This is a genomic window from Isoptericola croceus, from assembly GCF_029382255.1.
In the GTDB taxonomy this organism is placed as follows: Bacteria; Actinomycetota; Actinomycetes; order Actinomycetales; family Cellulomonadaceae; genus Isoptericola; species Isoptericola croceus.
Genome location: NZ_JARLLG010000001.1, coordinates 792,351 through 811,605, shown reverse-complemented (window position 1 = coordinate 811,605; position 19,255 = coordinate 792,351). Strand labels below are relative to the sequence as shown.

The window sequence follows — 19,255 nt, the reverse complement described above, 5'->3', positions numbered from 1 at the left end:
AGTGCGGACCGTGACGGATTCTACGTGCCTCGAGAAGTGACCTGGGCCACGTGCGTCGAACGAAAGTAGCAGATCGCCCGAAGTCGGCCTCCTCGAGTGGTCTCCTGGACTGGTCGTCACCCGCCCCAGGACAGCACGGAGGGCCGGTGGCGCACGTGCGCCACCGGCCCTCCGTCAGTTCTCAGTCCTCCGAGACGGAGCCACCGGCCGCAAGGATCTTCTCCTTGGCGGACGCGGAGAGCGCGTCGACCGCGACCTCCAGCTTCACGGTGATCTCGCCCGTGCCGAGCACCTTCACCGGCTGGCCCGAACGGACCGCGCCCTTGGCGACGAGGCCCTCGACGGTGACGGAGCCACCCTCCGGGTACAGCGCGGCGAGCTTGTCCAGGTTCACGACCTGGTACTCGACGCGGAACGGGTTCTTGAAGCCACGGAGCTTCGGCAGGCGCATGTGCAGGGGAACCTGCCCGCCCTCGAAGCCCGCGGGAACCTGGTAGCGGGCCTTCGTGCCCTTGGTTCCGCGACCCGCCGTCTTGCCCTTCGACGCCTCACCACGACCCACGCGGGTCTTGGCCTTCTTGGCGCCAGGAGCCGGCCGCAGGTGGTGGACCTTCAGCGGCTGGGACGGTGCTGTGTTCTTCTCGGTGCTGTCGGCCATGCTCACTCGACCTCCTCGACGGTGACGAGATGCGCCACCGTGGTGACCATGCCGCGGATCTCCGGGCGGTCCTCCTTCACGGCGGTGTCGCCGATCCGCTTGAGGCCGAGGGTCCGCAGCGTGTCACGCTGGTTCTGCTTGCCGCCGATGGCGGACTTGACCTGGGTGACCTTCAGTCGAGCCATCACGCACCCACCTTCTTCTCGCCCTTGGCAGCGAGACCGGCGGCCTGGGCCCGCAGGAGCGGGGCCGGGGCCACGTCCTCGAGCGGGAGACCACGACGCGCGGCCACGGCGGCCGGCTCCTCGAGGCCCTTGAGGGCCGCGACGGTGGCGCGGACGATGTTGATCGCGTTCGACGATCCCAGCGACTTGCTCAGCACGTCGTGGATGCCGGCGCACTCCAGCACGGCGCGCACCGGACCACCGGCGATCACACCGGTACCCGGGGAGGCCGGGCGCAGGAACACGACGCCGGCCGCCTCCTCACCCTGGATGGGGTGCGGGATGGTGCCCTGGATGCGCGGGACGCGGAAGAAGTTCTTCTTCGCCTCCTCGACACCCTTGGCGATCGCCGAGGGCACCTCCTTGGCCTTGCCGTAGCCGACGCCGACGGTCCCGTCGGCGTCGCCCACGACGACCAGCGCGGTGAAGCTGAAGCGACGACCACCCTTGACGACCTTGGAGACGCGGTTGATCGCGACCACACGCTCGACGAAGGCGCTCTTGTCCTCGCGGGGGTTGTTGCGGCGGTCGTCGCGCCGGTTGGAGCGGCGACCGTCGTTCTTGGACTCGTTGGCGCCCTGGGGGGCGCCGGTGTTGCGCTGCCCTGCAGCCATCAGAGGATCCTCATCTTCCGTGCGAAAGTGGTCGTCATCACAGCGCCAGACCGCCTTCGCGGGCGCCGTCGGCGACCGCAGCCACCCGACCGTGGTACTTGTTGCCGCCACGGTCGAAGACCACGGCGTCGATCCCGGCAGCCTTGGCACGCTCGGCGACGAGCTCGCCGACCTTGCGGGCCTTGGCGGTCTTGTCGTCGGTCGAGGCGCGCAGGTCGGCCTCGAGCGTCGAGGCCGAGGCCACGGTCTTGCCGACCGTGTCGTCGACGACCTGCACCATCATGTGGCGCGACGAACGGGTCACGACGAGGCGAGGACGCTCCGCGGTGCCCTTGATCTTCTTGCGCAGGCGAAGGTGACGGCGCTGACGAGCGACGCTCTTGCCCTTGCCCAGAACCTTGAGAGCCATCACTTACCAGCCTTTCCGACCTTGCGACGGACGACCTCGTCGGCGTATCGCACACCCTTGCCCTTGTAGGGCTCGGGCTTGCGGATCTTGCGGATGTTCGCCGAGACCTCGCCCACCTGCTGCTTGTCGATGCCGGACACCGAGAACTTCGTCGGGCTCTCGACCGCGAAGGTGATGCCCTCAGGGGCGGTGACCTTCACCGGGTGCGAGAACCCGAGAGCGAACTCGAGGTCGGTGCCCTTGGCGGTCACGCGGTAACCCGTACCGACGATCTCGAGCTTCTTCTCGTAGCCGTTGGTCACGCCGGTGATCATGTTGGCCAGCAGGGTGCGGGTGAGGCCGTGCAGGGCACGGGACCCACGCTCGTCGTCGGGACGGGCAACCTTCAGGGTGCCGTCCTCCTGCTCGACCGTGATGGGGGCGGGCACCGTGTGCTCGAGGGACCCCTTGGGGCCCTTCACTGTCACGAGTGCGCCGCTGATGGTGATGTCCACGCCGGCCGGGACCGGAACGGGGAGCTTGCCGATTCGAGACATTGGCGTCTCTCCTTTCCGATTACCAGACGTAGGCGAGGACTTCGCCGCCCACACCCTTGGCCTGCGCCTGACGGTCGGTCAGGAGGCCGGAGGAGGTGGACAGGATGGCCACGCCGAGGCCGCCGAGGACCTTGGGCAGATTGGTGGACTTCGCGTAGACGCGCAGGCCCGGCTTGGACACACGCCGCACGCCGGTCAGGGCGCGCTCGCGGCTCGGGCCGTACTTGAGGTTGATGGTGAGGTCCTTGCCCACCCTCGCCTCCTCGACGGTCCAGCCGGTGATGTAACCCTCGGCCTGCAGGATGTCCGCGATGCGCGACTTCAGCTTCGAGAACGGCATGGTGACCGTGTCGTGGTGCGCCGAGTTCGCGTTGCGCAGACGTGTCAGCATGTCTGCGATCGGGTCGGTCATAGTCATATCGGGCTCCAGCCCTTCCTCGCCGGGGTATCCGTGCGGCACTCGTTCGAGCGCCGCACGGACCTACGGCGTAGTTGTTTTACCAGCTGCTCTTGGTGACGCCGGGGAGCTCACCGCGGTGGGCCATCTCCCGCAGGCAGATCCGGCACAGGCCGAACTTGCGGTAGACCGAGTGCGGACGACCGCACCGCTGGCACCGGGTGTAGGCGCGCACGGCGAACTTCGGCTTGGCGTTCGCCTTGTTGATCAGGGCCTTCTTCGCCATGTCAGTTCTCCTTGAAGGGGAAACCGAGACGGCGCAGCAGGGAGCGGCCCTCGTCGTCGGTCGTCGCCGTGGTCACGACCGTGATGTCCATGCCGCGGACGCGGTCGATCTTGTCCTGGTCGATCTCGTGGAACATGGACTGCTCCGTGAGACCGAACGTGTAGTTGCCGTGGCCGTCGAACTGCTTCGGGCTCAGACCGCGGAAGTCGCGGATACGCGGCAGCGCGACCGACAGCAGCCGGTCGAGGAACTCCCACATGCGGTCGCCGCGCAACGTGACGTGCGCACCGATCGGCATGCCCTCACGCAGCTTGAACTGCGCGATGGACTTCTTCGCGCGGTTGATCTGCGGCTTCTGACCGGTGATCGCGGTCAGGTCGCGGATCGCGCCCTCGATGAGCTTCGAGTCCTTGGCCGCGTCGCCCACACCCATGTTGACGACGATCTTCGTCAGACCGGCGACCTGGTGGAGGTTCGAGTGACCGAACTCCTCCTGGAGCGCGGCCAGGATCTCCTCGCGGTACTTCTGCTTGAGGCGCGGCACAGCCGTGGCCTCGAGAGTCGTCTCGGTCATCAGATGTCCTTCCCGGAACGCTTGGCGTAGCGGACGCGCACCGTACGGGTACGACCGTCCTGCTCGACCTCCTCGAGGCGGAACCCGACACGGGTCGGCTTCTTGCTCTCGGGGTCGACCAGCATCACGTTGGAGACGTGGATCGGCGCCTCGACGGTCTCGATGCCACCCGTACGGGTGCCACGCGACGACTGGCCGGCCTTCACGTGCTTGGTCACGCGCTGGACACCCTCGACGACGACGCGGTCGCTGTCGGTGAGCACCTCGAGCACACGGCCCGTCAGGCCCTTGTCGCGACCAGAGATCACCTGGACCTGGTCGCCCTTCTTGATCTTCGCCATGGTCAGAGCACCTCCGGGGCCAACGAGATGATCTTCATGAACCGCTTGTCGCGCAGCTCGCGCCCGACCGGGCCGAAGATGCGCGTACCGCGCGGCTCACCGTCAGTCTTGAGGATGACGGCGGCGTTCTCGTCGAACTTGATGTAGGAACCGTCGGGACGACGGCGCTCCTTGACGGTCCGGACGATGACGGCCTTGACCACATCGCCCTTCTTCACGTTGCCGCCCGGGATCGCGTCCTTGACGGTGGCGACGATGGTGTCGCCGATACCGGCGTAGCGACGGCCGGATCCACCGAGAACACGGATGCAGAGAATCTCCTTGGCACCCGTGTTGTCGGCGACCCGCAGTCGCGACTCCTGCTGGATCATCGATTGATCTCCTGTCGTCGAGCCGGTTCTCGGCCCGGGCTTTCCCGGGCGAGCCTTGCCGAACGGATAGTTGCTGTGGTGGGGACTCGACGCATACGTGTGTCACACCGCGCCCCCACCGGGAAGGACAGTCTTACTTGGCCTTCTCGAGGATCTCCACCAGGCGCCACCGCTTTGTCGCGGACAGCGGGCGGGTCTCCATGATGACGACCAGGTCGCCGATGCCGGCGGAGTTCTGCTCGTCGTGCACCTTGACCTTGTTGGTGCGACGCATGACCTTGCCGTAGAGCGGGTGCTTCACACGGTCCTCGACCTCGACGACGATGGTCTTGTCCATCTTGTCGCTGACGACGTAGCCGCGGCGCACCTTGCGGGTTGCCCGCTCCTCGGTGGTCACCGTCTCGGTGTTCTCGCTCATCAGTGCCTCACTCACTCACGCTCGGGGCCGTACGGATGCCGAGCTCGCGCTCACGCAGGACCGTGTAGATCCGCGCGATGTCTCGCTTGACCGCCTTGAGGCGGCCGTGCGACTCGAGCTGGCCGGTGGCGGCCTGAAAGCGCAGGTTGAAAAGCTCCTGCTTCTGCTCCTTGAGCTTCGCGACGAGAGTCTCGTCGTCGAAGCCGTCGAGGTCGGCCGGGGCAAGCCCCTGGGTACCGATAGCCATCAGTTCGCACCACCTTCGCGCACCACGAAACGGCACTTCATCGGGAGCTTGTGCATCGCACGGCGCAGGGCCTCACGAGCAAGCTCCTCAGGGACTCCGGCCAGCTCGAAGACGATGCGGCCGGGCTTGACGTTGGCGACCCACCACTCGGGCGAGCCCTTACCCGAACCCATGCGGGTCTCGGCGGGCTTCTTCGTGAGCGGGCGGTCCGGGTAGATGTTGATCCAGACCTTGCCGCCACGCTTGATGTGGCGGGTCATCGCGATACGAGCAGCCTCGATCTGACGGTTGGTGACGTAGGCGGGCTCGAGAGCCTGGATGCCATAGTCACCGAACGAGATCGTGGTGCCACCCTTGGCCATGCCGGAGCGCTTCGGGTGGTGCTGCTTGCGGTGCTTGAGCCTGCGGGGGATCAGCATGACTCAGGCCTCCGTTCCGGACTCGGGGGCCGCGGCCTGCTCGGCCGGGGCCGGCGCGTCGGACGCGGCGGGTGCCTCAGCAGCGGACTGCTGCTTCGACGGCGCCGGACGCTCGTTGCGGTCGTTGCGGCGCGGGCCGCCACGACGCTCGGGGCCACCACGGCCACCACGGCCCTGGCGCGGACCGGCAGCAGCCTGCTGCGCGGCGAACTCCTTCTCGGTCATGTCGCCCTTGTAGATCCAGACCTTCACGCCGATACGGCCGAAGGTCGTACGGGCCTCGAAGAAGCCGTAGTCGATGTTCGCGCGAAGCGTGTGCAGCGGCACGCGACCCTCGCGGTAGAACTCCGAACGGCTCATCTCGGCACCGCCGAGACGACCGGCGACCTGCACGCGGATACCCTTCGCACCCGCGCGCTGCGCGGACTGGATGCCCTTGCGCATGGCACGACGGAAGGAGACACGGCTGGCCAGCTGCTCGGCGATGCCCTGCGCGACCAGCTGGGCGTCGATCTCGGCGTTCTTGACCTCGAGGATGTTGAGCTGGACCTGCTTGCCCGTGAGCTTCTCGAGCTCCCCACGGATGCGGTCCGCCTCGGCGCCACGGCGGCCGATGACGATGCCCGGACGCGCCGTGTGGATGTCCACGCGGACGCGGTCGCGGGTGCGCTCGATCTCGACCTTGGCGATACCGGCGCGCTCAAGACCAGTGCTCATGAGCTTGCGGATCTGGACGTCCTCACGGACGTAGTCGCGGTACCGCTGACCGGGCTTGGTGCTGTCGGCGAACCAGCGCGACCGGTGGTCGGTGGTGATGCCGAGGCGGTACCCGTGCGGGTGAATCTTCTGCCCCACTATCGGGCCCCTTCCTTCTGCTCACGCGGTGCGACGACCACGGTGATGTGGCTGGTGCGCTTGAGGATCTGGCTCGCACGCCCCTGGGCCCGCGGTCGGAACCGCTTGAGGGTCGGGCCCTCGTCCACGTACACCTCGGAGACCACGTACTCGGTCTCGTCGAAGCGCTCGCTCGCGCGGTCGGCCTTGACCCGGGCATTCGCCACAGCGGACTCGACGACCTTGCGGACCGGCTCGCTCGCGGCCTGCGGCGCGAACTTGAGCACCGCGACGGCCTCGACGGCCTGCTTGCCACGGATGAGGTCCACGACGCGCCGGGCCTTCTGGGGCGTGACACGGACGAACCGCGCCTGCGCCTTGGCTTCCATTGCTGTCCTGCTTCCTTTTCTCAGACCGTCAGGGTCGCCCCGCTCAGCGGCGGCGGCCCTTCTTGTCGTCCTTCACGTGGCCGCGGAAGGTCCGCGTGGGAGCGAACTCGCCGAGCTTGTGGCCGACCATCGCCTCGGTCACGAAGACCGGGGTGTGCTTGCGACCGTCGTGCACGGCGAAGGTGTGACCGAGGAAGTCGGGCGTGATGACCGACCGACGGGACCAGGTCTTGATGACGTTCTTGGTCCCCTTCTCGTTCTGGGCGTCCACCTTCTTCTGCAGGTGGTCGTCGACGAAGGGGCCCTTCTTCAGGCTACGAGGCATCTGTCAGGCTCCTATCAGCGCTTCTTGCCGGTGCGGCGACGGCGGACGATCAGCTTGTCGCTCGACTTGTTCGGACGGCGGGTACGGCCCTCGGGCTGGCCCCACGGGCTGACCGGGTGACGACCACCGGAGGTCTTGCCCTCACCACCACCGTGCGGGTGATCGACCGGGTTCATGACGACACCACGGACGGTCGGGCGAACGCCCTTCCACCGCTTGCGGCCGGCCTTGCCCCAGTTGATGTTCGACTGCTCGGCGTTCCCGACCTCGCCGACCGTCCCGCGGCAGCGGAGGTCGACGTTGCGGATCTCGCCGGACGGCATACGCAGCTGGGCGTACGGGCCGTCCTTGGCGACGAGCTGCACGGAGGCACCCGCCGAGCGGGCGATCTTCGCGCCGCCACCGGGGCGGAGCTCGACGGCGTGGATGACGGTACCCGTCGGGATGTTGCGCAGCGGCAGGTTGTTGCCGGGCTTGATGTCGGCACCGGGACCGGCCTCGACGGTGTCACCCTGCGACAGCTTGTTCGGCGCCACGATGTAGCGCTTGGTGCCGTCCGCGTAGTGCAGCAGCGCGATGCGCGCCGTGCGGTTCGGGTCGTACTCGATGTGTGCGACCTTGGCCGGCACGCCGTCCTTGTCGTGACGACGGAAGTCGATCACGCGGTAGGCGCGCTTGTGGCCACCACCCTTGTGGCGGGTCGTGATGCGACCGGAGTTGTTGCGACCGCCGGTCTTCGACAGCGGACGAACCAGCGACTTCTCCGGCTGCGAGCGCGTGATCTCGACGAAGTCGGCAACGCTCGAGCCGCGGCGGCCGGGCGTCGTCGGCTTGTGCTTACGGATTCCCATGGAAGTTGTCCTCGATCTGCTCTCGTCCGGCTCAGCCGACCGGACCACCGAAGATGTCGATCGAACCCTCGCGGAGGGTGACGATCGCACGCTTCGTGTCCTTGCGCTTGCCCAGGCCGTAACGCGTACGACGCGTCTTGCCCTTACGGTTGATCGTGTTCACCGAGGCGACCTTGACACCGAAGACCTTCTCGACCGCGATCTTGATCTCGGTCTTGTTGGCGTCCGGGTCCACGACGAAGGTGTACTTGCCCTCGTCGAGGAGGTTGTAGGACTTCTCGGAGACGACCGGCGCGATCAGGATGTCGCGCGGGTCCTTCGTCACGGCGGTCACTTGGTGGCCTCCTTCTCGGATGCAGCCTCGGCCTCGGCGGCCTCGCCCTCCGTCGCGACGGCCTTCACCGGCTTGCCCGTGGTCGGGCCGGCCAGGAACGCGTCGAGCGCGCCCTGCGTGAAGACGACGTCGTCGGAGACGAGCACGTCGTAGGTGTTGAGCTGGTCCGCAGTGAGCAGGTGAACCTGCTCGACGTTGCGGAGCGACTTGATGGTCAGCTCGTCCGAGCGCTCGGTCACGACCAGCACGTGCCGACGGTCCGTCAGCACAGCGATCGTGCTGAGGGCGGTCTTGGTCGACGGCACGCCGTCGACACCGAAGCCCGACACCACGTGCACGCGGCCTGCGCGGGCACGGTCGGAGAGGGCACCGCGGAGTGCGGCGGCCTTCATCTTCTTCGGGGTGCGCTGGTCGTAGCTGCGCGGCTGCGGGCCGTGAACGGTGCCACCGCCGGCGAACTGCGGGGCGCGCGTCGAACCCTGACGGGCACGACCGGTGCCCTTCTGCTTGTACGGCTTCCTGCCACCGCCGCGGACCTCGCCGCGGGTCTTGGTGGACGCGGTGCCCTGGCGCGACGCAGCGCGCTGGGCGACGACCACCTGGTGGATCAGCGGGACGTTCGTGGCGACGTCGAAGACCTCGGCAGGGAGCTCGGCGGTGCCGGACTTCTTGCCGGTGGCGTCGAGCACGTCGACGTTCAGGTTAGCCATCTGTCTCAGGCTCCCTTCGCGGCGGTACGGACGAGAACGATGCCGCCCTTGGGGCCCGGGACCGCGCCCTTGACGAGCAGCAGACCCTTCTCCGCGTCGACCGCGTGGACGGTCAGGTTCTGGACGGTCTTGCGGGCGTGGCCCATACGACCGGCCATCCGCATGCCCTTGAACACGCGCGAGGGCGTGGAGGCGCCGCCGATCGAACCCGGCTTGCGGTGGTTGCGGTGCGCACCGTGCGAGGCGCCGACGCCGGAGAAGCCGTGGCGCTTCATGACACCGGCGGTGCCCTTGCCCTTGGTGGTCCCGACGACGTCGACCATCGCGCCGGCCTCGAAGGCGTCGGCGGTGATCTCCTGGCCGGTCGAGTACTCACCGGCGTTGTCGGTACGGACCTCGACGACGTGACGGCGCGGCGTGACGCCGGCCTTCTCGAAGTGGCCCTTGAGCGGCTTCGTGACCTTGCGCGGGTCGATCTGGCCGGCTGCGAGCTGGACGGCCGCGTAGCCGTCGGACTCCGCGGCGCGGACCTGCGTCACCACGTTGGTGGGGACGGCCACGACGGTGACCGGCACGAGCTTGCCCGCGTCGTCCCACGTCTGCGTCATGCCGAGCTTGGTGCCGAGCACCGCGGTCATGTTCTTCTGCTGGTTGCTCATGATCTCCAGCCTCAGAGCTTGATCTCGATGTTCACGTCAGCCGGCAGGTCGATGCGCATGAGCGAGTCGACCGCCTTCGGCGTGGGATCGATGATGTCGATCAGGCGCTTGTGCGTGCGCATCTCGAAGTGCTCACGGCTGTCCTTGTACTTGTGAGGCGACCGGATGACGGTGAAGACGTTCTTCTCCGTCGGCAGCGGCACCGGACCCACGACCGTCGCACCAGCGCGTGTCACCGTGTCGACGATCTTGCGCGCCGAGCTGTCGATGACCTCGTGGTCGTAGGACTTGAGCCGGATGCGGATCTTCTGTCCCGCCATGGCGTCGTCTGACTCTCTCTCTCGAACCGCTACTGTCCGACCCCCGCGCTCGGGCGTGTCGCATAGTGCGACATGCTCGGGCGCACGCCTGTACGGCGTCGGGGCCGTTGATTGTGGACCGCTGCGCGGACCACGACGTATGTCCAGCCTGTCGAGACGTGTGTCTCGTGGGGCGTTCCGCGTATCGACAGCAGGCATCCCCACGATCCCCTCCGAGGAGGGGGACCGCTCCAGGTACCGCCACCGGCCAGAGGCCGTGACGTGCACCGTGGTGCTACACACTGTTCGACACGAGAAAGAACGCGCCCGTGACAGGCAACTTGACCATCTTGCCACACGAGTCGCGTGAGGCCAAGTCGTCCGGGTGTGACCCCGGACGCATCCGAGGCCCGGGCCCCTCGCAGGGCCCGGGCCTCGGACGGACGACCGGTGGAGCTCAGCTCCCCCAGATCATCGAGTGATCAGGAGATCACTTGATGATCTTGGTGACACGGCCGGAGCCGACCGTGCGGCCACCCTCGCGAATGGCGAAGCCGAGACCCTCCTCCATGGCGATCGGCTGGATCAGCTCGACCGACATGTCGGTGTTGTCGCCGGGCATGACCATCTCGGTGCCCTCGGGCAGCGTGATGACGCCGGTGACGTCGGTGGTCCGGAAGTAGAACTGCGGACGGTAGTTCGAGTAGAACGGGTTGTGACGGCCGCCCTCGTCCTTGCCCAGGATGTAGACCTGTGCCTCGAAGTTCGTGTGCGGGGTGATCGAACCCGGCTTCACGACGACCTGGCCGCGCTCGACGTCCTCGCGCTTGAGACCACGCAGGAGGAGACCGGTGTTGTCGCCGGCCTGCGCCTGGTCCATCTGCTTGTGGAAGGTCTCGATACCGGTGACGGTCGTCTTCTGCGGGGAACGGATACCGACGATCTCGACCTCGGAGTTGATGTCGAGCGTGCCACGCGCCACCTTGCCGGTGACGACGGTGCCACGACCGGTGATCGTGAAGACGTCCTCGATCGGCATGAGGAACGGCTTGTCGAGCTCGCGCACGGGCTCCGGGACGTTCTCGTCCACGGCCTCCATGAGCTCGATGATCTTCTTGGTCCACTCGGGGTCACCCTCGAGGGCCTTGAGACCGGAGACGCGCACGACCGGAGCGTTGTCGCCGTCGAACTCCTGCGACGACAGGAGCTCGCGGACCTCCATCTCGACGAGCTCGAGGAGCTCCTCGTCCTCGACCATGTCCGACTTGTTCAGCGCCACGAGCAGGTAGGGGACGCCCACCTGGCGGGCCAGGAGGACGTGCTCGCGCGTCTGGGCCATCGGGCCGTCGGTCGCGGCGACCACGAGGATGGCGCCGTCCATCTGCGCCGCACCGGTGATCATGTTCTTGATGTAGTCGGCGTGCCCCGGGGCGTCCACGTGAGCGTAGTGACGGTTCGGCGTCTCGTACTCGATGTGGGCGATGTTGATCGTGATGCCGCGCTGCTTCTCCTCCGGCGCGGCGTCGATCTCGTCGAAGTTGCGCTGCGTGTTGGCAGGCAGGTCGGGGTACGTGTCGGCGAGCGTCTTCGAGATCGCGGCCGTCAGCGTCGTCTTACCGTGGTCGACGTGACCGATGGTGCCGACGTTGACGTGCGGCTTGGTCCGCTCGAACTTGGCCTTAGCCACTGGGGTCCTCCTGGGACTTGGGTAGATGTTCCGAACGTTGCGAGTGTCGGCCGATCAAGCCTAACCCTCGGGGCGTTGCGGTTTCCTACAGGTTGATGGTTGTGCAGGTGTTCGACCTGTGGGGACTCACTCGCCCCGGGTCTTCTTGATGATCTCCTCAGCCACGGCCTTGGGAACCTCGCCGTAGCTGTCGAACTGCATCGAGTACACGGCGCGGCCCTGCGTCTTGGAACGCAGGTCCCCGATGTACCCGAACATCTCGCTCAACGGTACCTGGGCGCGCACGACCTTGACGCCCGTGGCATCCTCCATGGACTGGATCAGTCCACGACGCGAGTTGAGGTCGCCGATGACTTCGCCCATGTACTCCTCGGGCGTGCGCACCTCGACGGCCATGAGGGGCTCCAGCAGCACCGGGTCGGCGCGTCGGACACCCTCCTTGAACACCATGGATCCGGCGATCTTGAACGCCATCTCCGAGGAGTCGACGTCGTGGTACGCCCCGTCGAGGAGCGTGGCCTTGACGCCGACCACCGGGAAGCCGGCCAGCACACCCTGCTGCATGGCCGCCTGGATACCGGCGTCCACCGACGGGATGTACTCGCGCGGGATCCGACCGCCGGTGACCGAGTTGTCGAACTCGTAGAGCTCGCCCTCCGTGGTCTCCAACGGCTCGAAGGTCACCTGGACCTTCGCGAACTGACCCGAGCCACCGGTCTGCTTCTTGTGCGTGTAGTCGATCTTCTCCGCCTTGCGACGGATCGTCTCGCGGTACGCGACCTGCGGCTTGCCGACGTTGGCCTCGACCTTGAACTCCCGCTTCATGCGGTCGACGAGGATGTCGAGGTGGAGCTCGCCCATGCCGCCGATGACGGTCTGGCCGGTCTCCTCGTCCAGCTTGACGCGGAAGGTCGGGTCCTCCTCGGCGAGCTTCTGGATCGCCGTGGAGAGCTTCTCCTGGTCCGCCTTGGTCTTCGGCTCGATGGCCACGTCGATCACGGGCTCCGGGAAGGTCATCGACTCGAGGATGACCTGGGAGTCCGAGGCGCTCAGGGTGTCACCGGTCGTGGTGTCCTTGAGCCCGATGAACGCGTAGATGTGGCCGGCCTGGGCCTCGGGGACCGGGTTCTCCTTGTTGGAGTGCATCTGGAAGAGCTTCCCGATGCGCTCCTTCTTGCCCTTGGTCGTGTTGTAGACCTGAGCGCCCTGCTCGACCTTGCCCGAGTAGACCCGGACGTAGGTGAGCTTGCCGAAGAACGGGTGCGAGGCGACCTTGAACGCCAGCGCCGAGAAGGGCTCCGAGGCGTCCGAGTGACGCTCGATGACCTTCTCCTCGTCCTTGGCGTCGTGGCCCTGGACGGGCGGGACGTCGAGGGGCGACGGCAGGTAGTCGATCACGGCGTCGAGCATGGGCTGCACGCCCTTGTTCTTGAACGCCGAGCCGCACAGGACCGGGAAGGCCTCGGAGTTGACGACGAGCTTGCGGATGCCGCCCTTGATCTCGTCGATCGTCAGCTCTTCGCCGCCGAGGTACTTCTCGAGCAGCTCCTCGTCCGTCTCCGCGACGGCCTCGATGAGCTCGCCGCGGTACTGCTCGGCCTTCTCCTGGAGGTCGGCCGGGATGTCCTCGATCTCGTACTTCTCGCCCAGCGCGGTCTCGCCGTGCCACACGAGAGCCTTCATCTGGAGCAGGTCGACGACGCCGGTGAAGTCGTTCTCGGCGCCGATCGGCAGCTGGATGACCAGCGGCTTCGCCTTGAGGCGCTCGACGATCGTCTTGACCGTGAAGTAGAAGTCCGCACCGAGCTTGTCCATCTTGTTGACGAAGCAGATGCGCGGGACGTCGTACTTGTCAGCCTGACGCCACACGGTCTCCGACTGGGGCTCGACACCCTCCTTGCCGTCGAACACGGCGACGGCACCGTCCAGGACGCGCAGGGAACGCTCCACCTCGACGGTGAAGTCCACGTGACCCGGGGTGTCGATGATGTTGATCTGGTTGTTGTCCCAGTAGCAGGTCGTCGCAGCGGACGTGATCGTGATGCCGCGCTCCTGCTCCTGCTCCATCCAGTCCATCGTCGACGCACCGTCGTGCGTCTCACCGATCTTGTAGTTCACACCCGTGTAGTAGAGGATGCGCTCGGTGGTGGTGGTCTTGCCGGCATCGATGTGGGCCATGATGCCGATGTTGCGGACCTTCTTCAGGTCGGTCAGCACGTCAAGTGCCACGGTGTCTTACCCCTCGGGTAGTGGGACGTCGGGAACCGGTGCCGGAGACCCGGCCTCCGGCCGGCTCCAGATCCGCGGACGACCCCGGGATGCTCCCGAGGCCGTCCGTGCGCATCACCAGCGGTAGTGCGCGAAGGCCTTGTTCGACTCGGCCATCTTGTGCATGTCCTCACGACGCTTGACCGCGGCACCCAGGCCGTTCGAGGCGTCGAGGATCTCGTTCATCAGACGCTCGGTCATCGTCTTCTCGCGGCGGGCGCGCGAGAAGTCGGTGAGCCACCGCAGCGCGAGCGTCGTCGAGCGCGACGGACGGACCTCGACCGGGACCTGGTAGGTCGCGCCACCGACTCGGCGGGAGCGGACCTCGAGGGCCGGACGAATGTTCTCGAGCGCACGCTTGAGGACGACGACCGGGTCCTGGTCGGTCTTGTCGCGGACGCCCTCGAGGGCGCCGTAGACGATCGACTCGGCGGTGGACTTCTTGCCGTCGAGCAGGACCTTGTTGATCAGCTGCGTCACGACGGGCGACCCGTAGACGGGGTCGACGATGAGCGGCCGCTTGGGGGCCGGACCCTTACGAGGCATCAGGCCTTCTCCTTCTTCGCGCCGTACCGGGAGCGTGCCTGCTGGCGACCCTTGACACCCTGGGTGTCGAGCGCGCCGCGCACGATCTTGTAGCGGACGCCGGGAAGGTCCTTCACACGGCCGCCGCGCACGAGCACGATCGAGTGCTCCTGGAGGTTGTGGCCCACACCGGGGATGTAGGCCGTGACCTCGATGCCGGAGGAGAGCTTCACACGCGCGACCTTGCGGAGCGCCGAGTTCGGCTTCTTGGGGGTGGTGGTGTACACACGGGTGCACACGCCGCGCCGCTGAGGGGAACCCTTGAGGGCCGGGGTCTTCGACTTCCCGGCCTTCGAGGTCCGGCCCTTGCGGACGAGCTGCTGGATCGTAGGCACTACGTCTCCGTCGTCTCTCGAGCTCACGAGGGCCTCGTGGCCCTCGACGGTGGTCTGTCTGGCTTGTGTGCGCCGATCGCAGGCGGCACCCGCGATCCTCACGGACCGCAACGCCACTTACCACCGGCTCGATGGCCCGGGTCTGCTCCCCCGTCCTGATGGACGGTCCGAACAGTCATCCGGGATGCTCGTGCACGCATCGGCGGCGCCTCCGGCGGCTCTCCCGAGCAATGCTCAAGAGCACTACTCGGACGACCAGCGGGATGCACGGCGCGACGGCACGGGCACGGCTTCCTAGGCTACCCGCGGAAACAAGCGGGGTCAAAGATTGAGACGGCGCCACAGGTGTGACGTCGGTCGCCCGACCCCGCCGATGCACCCTGGCCACCTCCGCCGTCGTCCCGCGACCGTTCCGCGAGGACACGAAGAAGGGGTAGGGGAAGACCCCCGCCGATCCGGTCGTACGCATTCCCGAAGTGGAGGGCGCGCAGCGCCCGTGAACGCGACCGGATCGGCGGGGGTCTTCCCCTACCCCGTGCCGAACGAAATCAGCGGAAGTCGCCGAAGTCCAGGTCCTCCAGCGGGATCGCCTCGCCCGAGCCCATGCCGAGCGTCGGGAAGTCGATCTCGTCGTAGCCGAAGCTCGGGTAGAGCTCCGCCTTCGCCTGCTCCGTCGGCTCGACCTCGATGTTCTGGTAGCGGGGCAGGCCCGTACCAGCGGGGATGAGCTTACCGATGATGACGTTCTCCTTCAGGCCCAGCAGCGGGTCCCGACGGCCGCTCATCGCCGCCTCGGTGAGCACCCGGGTCGTCTCCTGGAAGGAGGCGGCCGAGAGCCACGAGTCGGTGGCGAGCGAGGCCTTCGTGATACCCATCAGCTCGGGACGGCCGGCGGCCGGCTGGCCACCCTCCGCCACGGCCTTGCGGTTCGCGTCCTCGAAACGGGTGCGCTCGGCGAGCTCACCCGGCAGCAGCGCGGCGTCTCCGGCGTCGAGCACGGTCACGCGACGCAGCATCTGCCGCACGATGACCTCGATGTGCTTGTCGTGGATGTCCACACCCTGCGAGCGGTACGTCTCCTGCACCGCGTCGACCAGCTGCTTCTGCGTGGCACGCGGGCCGAGGATGCGCAGCACCTTCTTCGGGTCGACCGCACCCTGGACCATCTGGGTCCCGACCGTGACGTGGTCGCCGTCGGCGATCAGCAGGCGCGCACGCTTGGTCACGGGGTAGCGGATCTCCTCGCCACCGTCGTCCGGCGTGAGCACGAGGTGACGGGTGCGCTCGGTGTCCTCGATCGCGACCCGGCCCGTGTACTCCGCGATGGGCGCCTCGCCCTTCGGCGTACGCGCCTCGAAGAGCTCGGTGACTCGGGGCAGACCCTGCGTGATGTCCTCCGCGGAGGCGACGCCACCGGTGTGGAAGGTACGCATGGTGAGCTGCGTACCCGGCTCACCGATCGACTGCGCCGCGATGATGCCCACGGCCTCGCCGATGTCCACGAGCTTGCCCGTCGCCAGGGAGCGGCCGTAGCACTTCGCGCAGGTACCGACACGCGACTCGCAGGTCAGCACGGACCGGACCTTGACCTCCTCGATGCCGGCGGCGATCACCTTGTCGATGATGACGTCGCCCGCGTCGGAGCCGGCCTCGGCGATGACCGTGCCGTCCTCCGCCACGACGTCGGTGGCGAAGGTCCGCGAGTAGATCGAGGTCTCCACGCGAGCGTCCGGCACGAGCTGGTCACCGATGCGCTCCGCCACCGGGAGCGGCAGGCCGCGCTCGGTGCCGCAGTCCTCCTCGCGGATGATGACATCCTGCGAGACGTCGACCAGACGACGCGTGAGGTAGCCGGAGTCCGCGGTACGCAGCGCCGTGTCCGCGAGGCCCTTGCGGGCACCGTGGGAGGCGATGAAGTACTCGAGGACGGACAGGCCCTCGCGGTAGTTGGACTTGATCGGGCGCGGGATGATCTCGCCCTTCGGGTTCGCCACGAGACCGCGCATACCGGCGATCTGACGCACCTGCATCCAGTTTCCACGGGCACCCGAGGAGACCATGCGGTACAGCGTGTTCCGCTCGTCGTTCTCGAGGTGCTCGCGCATGACGCCGGCGATCTTGTCGGTCGCCTGGGTCCAGATCTCGATGAGCTCCTGACGACGCTCGTCGTCGGTGATCAGGCCCTTCTCGTACTGGCCCTGCACCTTGAGCGCGCGCGCCTCGTGCTCGTCGAGGATGTCGTTCTTCTCGGCGGGCATCGCGACGTCGGTGATCGAGATCGTCACGCCCGAACGGGTGGCCCACTTGTAGCCGGCGTCCTTCAGCGCGTCGAGCGACGTCGCGACGTCGACCTTCGGGTAGCGCTCCGCCAGGTCGTTGACGATCGCCGAGAGCTCCTTCTTGCCGACGATCTCGTTCTGGAACGGGTAGTCGACCGGCAGCGCCTCGTTGAAGAGCGTGCGGCCGAGCGTCGTCTCGAACAGCAGCGGCTGACCCGGCTCCCAGCCCTCGGGCGCCACGAAGCCACGGCTCGGCGCCACCAGGTCCGACATGCGCAGCTTGATCGTCGCGTTGATGTCGAGCTGACCGCGGTCGAACGCCATGATCGCCTCGGCCTGCGAGGAGAACATCCGGCCCTCGCCCTGAGCCCCCGGACGGTCGGCCGTCAGGTGGTGCAGACCGATGATCATGTCCTGCGAGGGCATGGTCACCGGGCGGCCGTCGGACGGCTTGAGGATGTTGTTGCTCGAGAGCATGAGGATGCGAGCCTCGGCCTGCGCCTCGGCGCTCAGCGGCAGGTGCACCGCCATCTGGTCGCCGTCGAAGTCGGCGTTGAACGCGCCGCACACGAGCGGGTGCAGGTGGATGGCCTTGCCCTCCACGAGCTGCGGCTCGAACGCCTGGATGCCCAGGCGGTGCAGGGTCGGTGCACGGTTGAGCAGCACCGGGTGCTCGGTGATGACCTCTTCGAGCACGTCCCACACCACGGCGCGGGTGCGCTCGACCATGCGCTTGGCCGACTTGATGTTCTGCGCGTGGTTGAGCTCCACGAGCCGCTTCATGACGAAGGGCTTGAACAGCTCGAGCGCCATCTGCTTCGGCAGGCCGCACTGGTGCAGCTTGAGCTGCGGGCCGACCACGATGACCGAACGGCCCGAGTAGTCGACACGCTTGCCCAGCAGGTTCTGACGGAAACGCCCCTGCTTGCCCTTGAGCATGTCGGAGATCGACTTCAGCGGACGGTTGCCGGGACCCGTCACCGGGCGACCGCGGCGGCCGTTGTCGAACAGCGAGTCGACGGCCTCCTGCAGCATCCGCTTCTCGTTGTTGACGATGATCTCCGGCGCGCCCAGGTCCAGCAGCCGCTTGAGGCGGTTGTTGCGGTTGATGACACGGCGGTACAGGTCGTTCAGGTCGCTCGTCGCGAAACGGCCACCGTCGAGCTGCACCATCGGGCGCAGGTCCGGCGGGATGACCGGCACCGCGTCGAGCACCATGGCCGACGGCGAGTTCGTCGTCGTGAGGAACGCGTTGACGACCTTGAGCCGCTTGAGCGCACGGGTCTTGCGCTGCCCCTTGCCGCTGCGGATGATCTCGCGCAGGGTCTCGGCCTCGGCCTGCAGGTCGAAGCTCTCGAGACGCTTCTGGATCGCCGCGGCGCCCATCGAGCCCTCGAAGTAGGTGCCGTAGCGGTCGACGAGCTGCCGGTACAGCATCTCGTCACCCTCGAGATCGGCGACCTTGAGGTTCTTGAAGCGGTCCCAGACCTGCTCGAGGCGGTCGAGCTCCGCGTCGGAACGCTTGCGCAGCTGCGCCATCTCACGCTCGGCGGAGTCGCGCACCTTGCGACGCGCGTCGGCCTTGGCACCCTCGGCCTCGAGCTCGGCCAGGTCGGCCTCGAGCTTCTGGGCGCGGATGTTGATGTCGTTGTCGCGGCGGTCGGTGATCTCCTTCTTCTCCAGGTCGATCTCGTTCTGGAGGTTGGGGAGGTCTTCCTGGCGCGCCTCGTCGTCGACCCACGTGATCATGTAGGCCGCGAAGTAGATGACCTTCTCCAGGTCCTTCGGTGCCAGGTCGAGCAGGTAGCCCAGGCGGGACGGCACACCCTTGAAGAACCAGATGTGCGTCACGGGGGCGGCGAGCTCGATGTGGCCCATGCGCTCACGGCGCACCTTGGAGCGAGTGACCTCCACCCCGCAGCGCTCGCAGATGATGCCCTTGAAGCGCACCCGCTTGTACTTGCCGCAGTAGCACTCCCAGTCCCGGGTGGGGCCGAAGATCTTCTCGCAGAAGAGCCCGTCCTTCTCCGGCTTGAGGGTGCGGTAGTTGATGGTCTCGGGCTTCTTCACCTCGCCGTGCGACCAGGCACGGATGTCGTCGGCCCTGGCCAGGCCGATGCGCAGCTCGTCGAAGACATTGACGTCGAGCAAAATGTCCTACTTCCTCAAAACTTTTCGGATGTTCCGTAGTTCAGCTGGTCGCTGG

General features: G+C 67.1%; 26 protein-coding genes. All 26 read right to left on the bottom strand.

Annotated elements, in window-relative coordinates; translation table 11 throughout:
- Positions 1-181: 181 nt before the first annotated feature.
- The gene (rplO, locus tag PZC42_RS03775; protein ID WP_277208580.1) at positions 182-658 is read right to left on the bottom strand and encodes a 50S ribosomal protein L15; all 477 of its coding nucleotides are present in this window, start codon (positions 656-658) and stop codon (positions 182-184) included.
- Positions 659-660: 2 nt separating this feature from the next.
- Positions 661-843, bottom strand: coding sequence for a 50S ribosomal protein L30 (rpmD, locus tag PZC42_RS03770; protein WP_106267288.1), 183 nt, complete (start codon positions 841-843; stop codon positions 661-663).
- The gene (rpsE, locus tag PZC42_RS03765; RefSeq protein WP_277208574.1) at positions 843-1,496 is read right to left on the bottom strand and encodes a 30S ribosomal protein S5; all 654 of its coding nucleotides are present in this window, start codon (positions 1,494-1,496) and stop codon (positions 843-845) included. Before rpsE ends, rpmD begins: the two co-directional genes overlap by 1 nt.
- 37 nt (positions 1,497-1,533) lie before the next feature.
- Positions 1,534-1,905 (bottom strand): 50S ribosomal protein L18, encoded by a 372-nt coding sequence (gene rplR, locus PZC42_RS03760; protein ID WP_277208571.1) that lies wholly within the window; start codon positions 1,903-1,905, stop codon positions 1,534-1,536.
- Positions 1,905-2,441, bottom strand: coding sequence for a 50S ribosomal protein L6 (gene rplF / locus PZC42_RS03755; RefSeq protein ID WP_277208568.1), 537 nt, complete (start codon positions 2,439-2,441; stop codon positions 1,905-1,907). The genes rplR and rplF overlap by 1 nt, the downstream gene beginning before the upstream one ends.
- Before the next feature lie 19 nt (positions 2,442-2,460).
- Positions 2,461-2,859, bottom strand: a complete 399-nt coding sequence (rpsH, locus tag PZC42_RS03750) for a 30S ribosomal protein S8 (protein ID WP_277208566.1) — start codon at positions 2,857-2,859, stop codon at positions 2,461-2,463.
- A 79-nt stretch (positions 2,860-2,938) separates the two neighbouring features.
- A complete protein-coding gene (locus PZC42_RS03745) occupies positions 2,939-3,124 on the bottom strand; it encodes a type Z 30S ribosomal protein S14 (protein WP_013837851.1) in 186 nt (61 codons plus the stop codon).
- A 1-nt stretch (position 3,125) separates the two neighbouring features.
- Positions 3,126-3,698 carry a 50S ribosomal protein L5 gene (rplE, locus tag PZC42_RS03740; RefSeq protein WP_277208562.1) on the bottom strand — a complete coding sequence of 191 codons (573 nt, stop codon included), beginning with the start codon at positions 3,696-3,698 and terminating at the stop codon, positions 3,126-3,128.
- A complete protein-coding gene (gene rplX, locus PZC42_RS03735) occupies positions 3,698-4,039 on the bottom strand; it encodes a 50S ribosomal protein L24 (protein WP_277208559.1) in 342 nt (113 codons plus the stop codon). The genes rplE and rplX overlap by 1 nt, the downstream gene beginning before the upstream one ends.
- A gap of 2 nt (positions 4,040-4,041) precedes the next feature.
- Positions 4,042-4,410: a 50S ribosomal protein L14 gene (rplN, locus tag PZC42_RS03730; protein WP_106267302.1), complete on the bottom strand. Its 369-nt coding sequence runs from the start codon at positions 4,408-4,410 to the stop codon at positions 4,042-4,044.
- Positions 4,411-4,543: 133 nt separating this feature from the next.
- Positions 4,544-4,828, bottom strand: coding sequence for a 30S ribosomal protein S17 (rpsQ, locus tag PZC42_RS03725; protein WP_277208556.1), 285 nt, complete (start codon positions 4,826-4,828; stop codon positions 4,544-4,546).
- A 7-nt stretch (positions 4,829-4,835) separates the two neighbouring features.
- Positions 4,836-5,075, bottom strand: coding sequence for a 50S ribosomal protein L29 (gene rpmC / locus PZC42_RS03720; RefSeq protein WP_106267305.1), 240 nt, complete (start codon positions 5,073-5,075; stop codon positions 4,836-4,838).
- Positions 5,075-5,494: a 50S ribosomal protein L16 gene (gene rplP, locus PZC42_RS03715; RefSeq protein ID WP_106267307.1), complete on the bottom strand. Its 420-nt coding sequence runs from the start codon at positions 5,492-5,494 to the stop codon at positions 5,075-5,077. Before rplP ends, rpmC begins: the two co-directional genes overlap by 1 nt.
- 3 nt (positions 5,495-5,497) lie before the next feature.
- Positions 5,498-6,349, bottom strand: coding sequence for a 30S ribosomal protein S3 (gene rpsC, locus PZC42_RS03710; protein WP_277208553.1), 852 nt, complete (start codon positions 6,347-6,349; stop codon positions 5,498-5,500).
- Positions 6,349-6,717 carry a 50S ribosomal protein L22 gene (gene rplV / locus PZC42_RS03705; protein ID WP_106267310.1) on the bottom strand — a complete coding sequence of 123 codons (369 nt, stop codon included), beginning with the start codon at positions 6,715-6,717 and terminating at the stop codon, positions 6,349-6,351. Before rplV ends, rpsC begins: the two co-directional genes overlap by 1 nt.
- A 43-nt stretch (positions 6,718-6,760) precedes the next feature.
- Entirely contained in the window at positions 6,761-7,042 is a 282-nt protein-coding gene (rpsS, locus tag PZC42_RS03700; RefSeq protein WP_075829208.1) for a 30S ribosomal protein S19, read from the bottom strand.
- Positions 7,043-7,056: 14 nt separating this feature from the next.
- Positions 7,057-7,893, bottom strand: coding sequence for a 50S ribosomal protein L2 (rplB, locus tag PZC42_RS03695; protein WP_277208550.1), 837 nt, complete (start codon positions 7,891-7,893; stop codon positions 7,057-7,059).
- 31 nt (positions 7,894-7,924) lie between these two features.
- Positions 7,925-8,227, bottom strand: coding sequence for a 50S ribosomal protein L23 (gene rplW / locus PZC42_RS03690; protein ID WP_277208547.1), 303 nt, complete (start codon positions 8,225-8,227; stop codon positions 7,925-7,927).
- Positions 8,224-8,937 (bottom strand): 50S ribosomal protein L4, encoded by a 714-nt coding sequence (rplD, locus tag PZC42_RS03685; RefSeq protein ID WP_277208544.1) that lies wholly within the window; start codon positions 8,935-8,937, stop codon positions 8,224-8,226. Before rplD ends, rplW begins: the two co-directional genes overlap by 4 nt.
- A 5-nt stretch (positions 8,938-8,942) precedes the next feature.
- Positions 8,943-9,596 (bottom strand): 50S ribosomal protein L3, encoded by a 654-nt coding sequence (gene rplC, locus PZC42_RS03680; RefSeq protein WP_277208541.1) that lies wholly within the window; start codon positions 9,594-9,596, stop codon positions 8,943-8,945.
- A gap of 11 nt (positions 9,597-9,607) precedes the next feature.
- A complete protein-coding gene (rpsJ, locus tag PZC42_RS03675) occupies positions 9,608-9,916 on the bottom strand; it encodes a 30S ribosomal protein S10 (RefSeq protein ID WP_013837837.1) in 309 nt (102 codons plus the stop codon).
- Between the two features lie 469 nt (positions 9,917-10,385).
- Positions 10,386-11,582: an elongation factor Tu gene (gene tuf, locus PZC42_RS03670; RefSeq protein ID WP_277208534.1), complete on the bottom strand. Its 1,197-nt coding sequence runs from the start codon at positions 11,580-11,582 to the stop codon at positions 10,386-10,388.
- Positions 11,583-11,708: 126 nt separating this feature from the next.
- Entirely contained in the window at positions 11,709-13,811 is a 2,103-nt protein-coding gene (gene fusA / locus PZC42_RS03665; RefSeq protein ID WP_277208532.1) for an elongation factor G, read from the bottom strand.
- A 114-nt stretch (positions 13,812-13,925) separates the two neighbouring features.
- Positions 13,926-14,396: a 30S ribosomal protein S7 gene (gene rpsG / locus PZC42_RS03660; RefSeq protein WP_171782445.1), complete on the bottom strand. Its 471-nt coding sequence runs from the start codon at positions 14,394-14,396 to the stop codon at positions 13,926-13,928.
- Positions 14,396-14,770 carry a 30S ribosomal protein S12 gene (rpsL, locus tag PZC42_RS03655; RefSeq protein WP_106267324.1) on the bottom strand — a complete coding sequence of 125 codons (375 nt, stop codon included), beginning with the start codon at positions 14,768-14,770 and terminating at the stop codon, positions 14,396-14,398. The genes rpsG and rpsL overlap by 1 nt, the downstream gene beginning before the upstream one ends.
- A gap of 548 nt (positions 14,771-15,318) precedes the next feature.
- Positions 15,319-19,200, bottom strand: a complete 3,882-nt coding sequence (locus PZC42_RS03650; RefSeq protein WP_277208526.1) for a DNA-directed RNA polymerase subunit beta' — start codon at positions 19,198-19,200, stop codon at positions 15,319-15,321.
- Positions 19,201-19,255 lie beyond the last annotated feature (55 nt).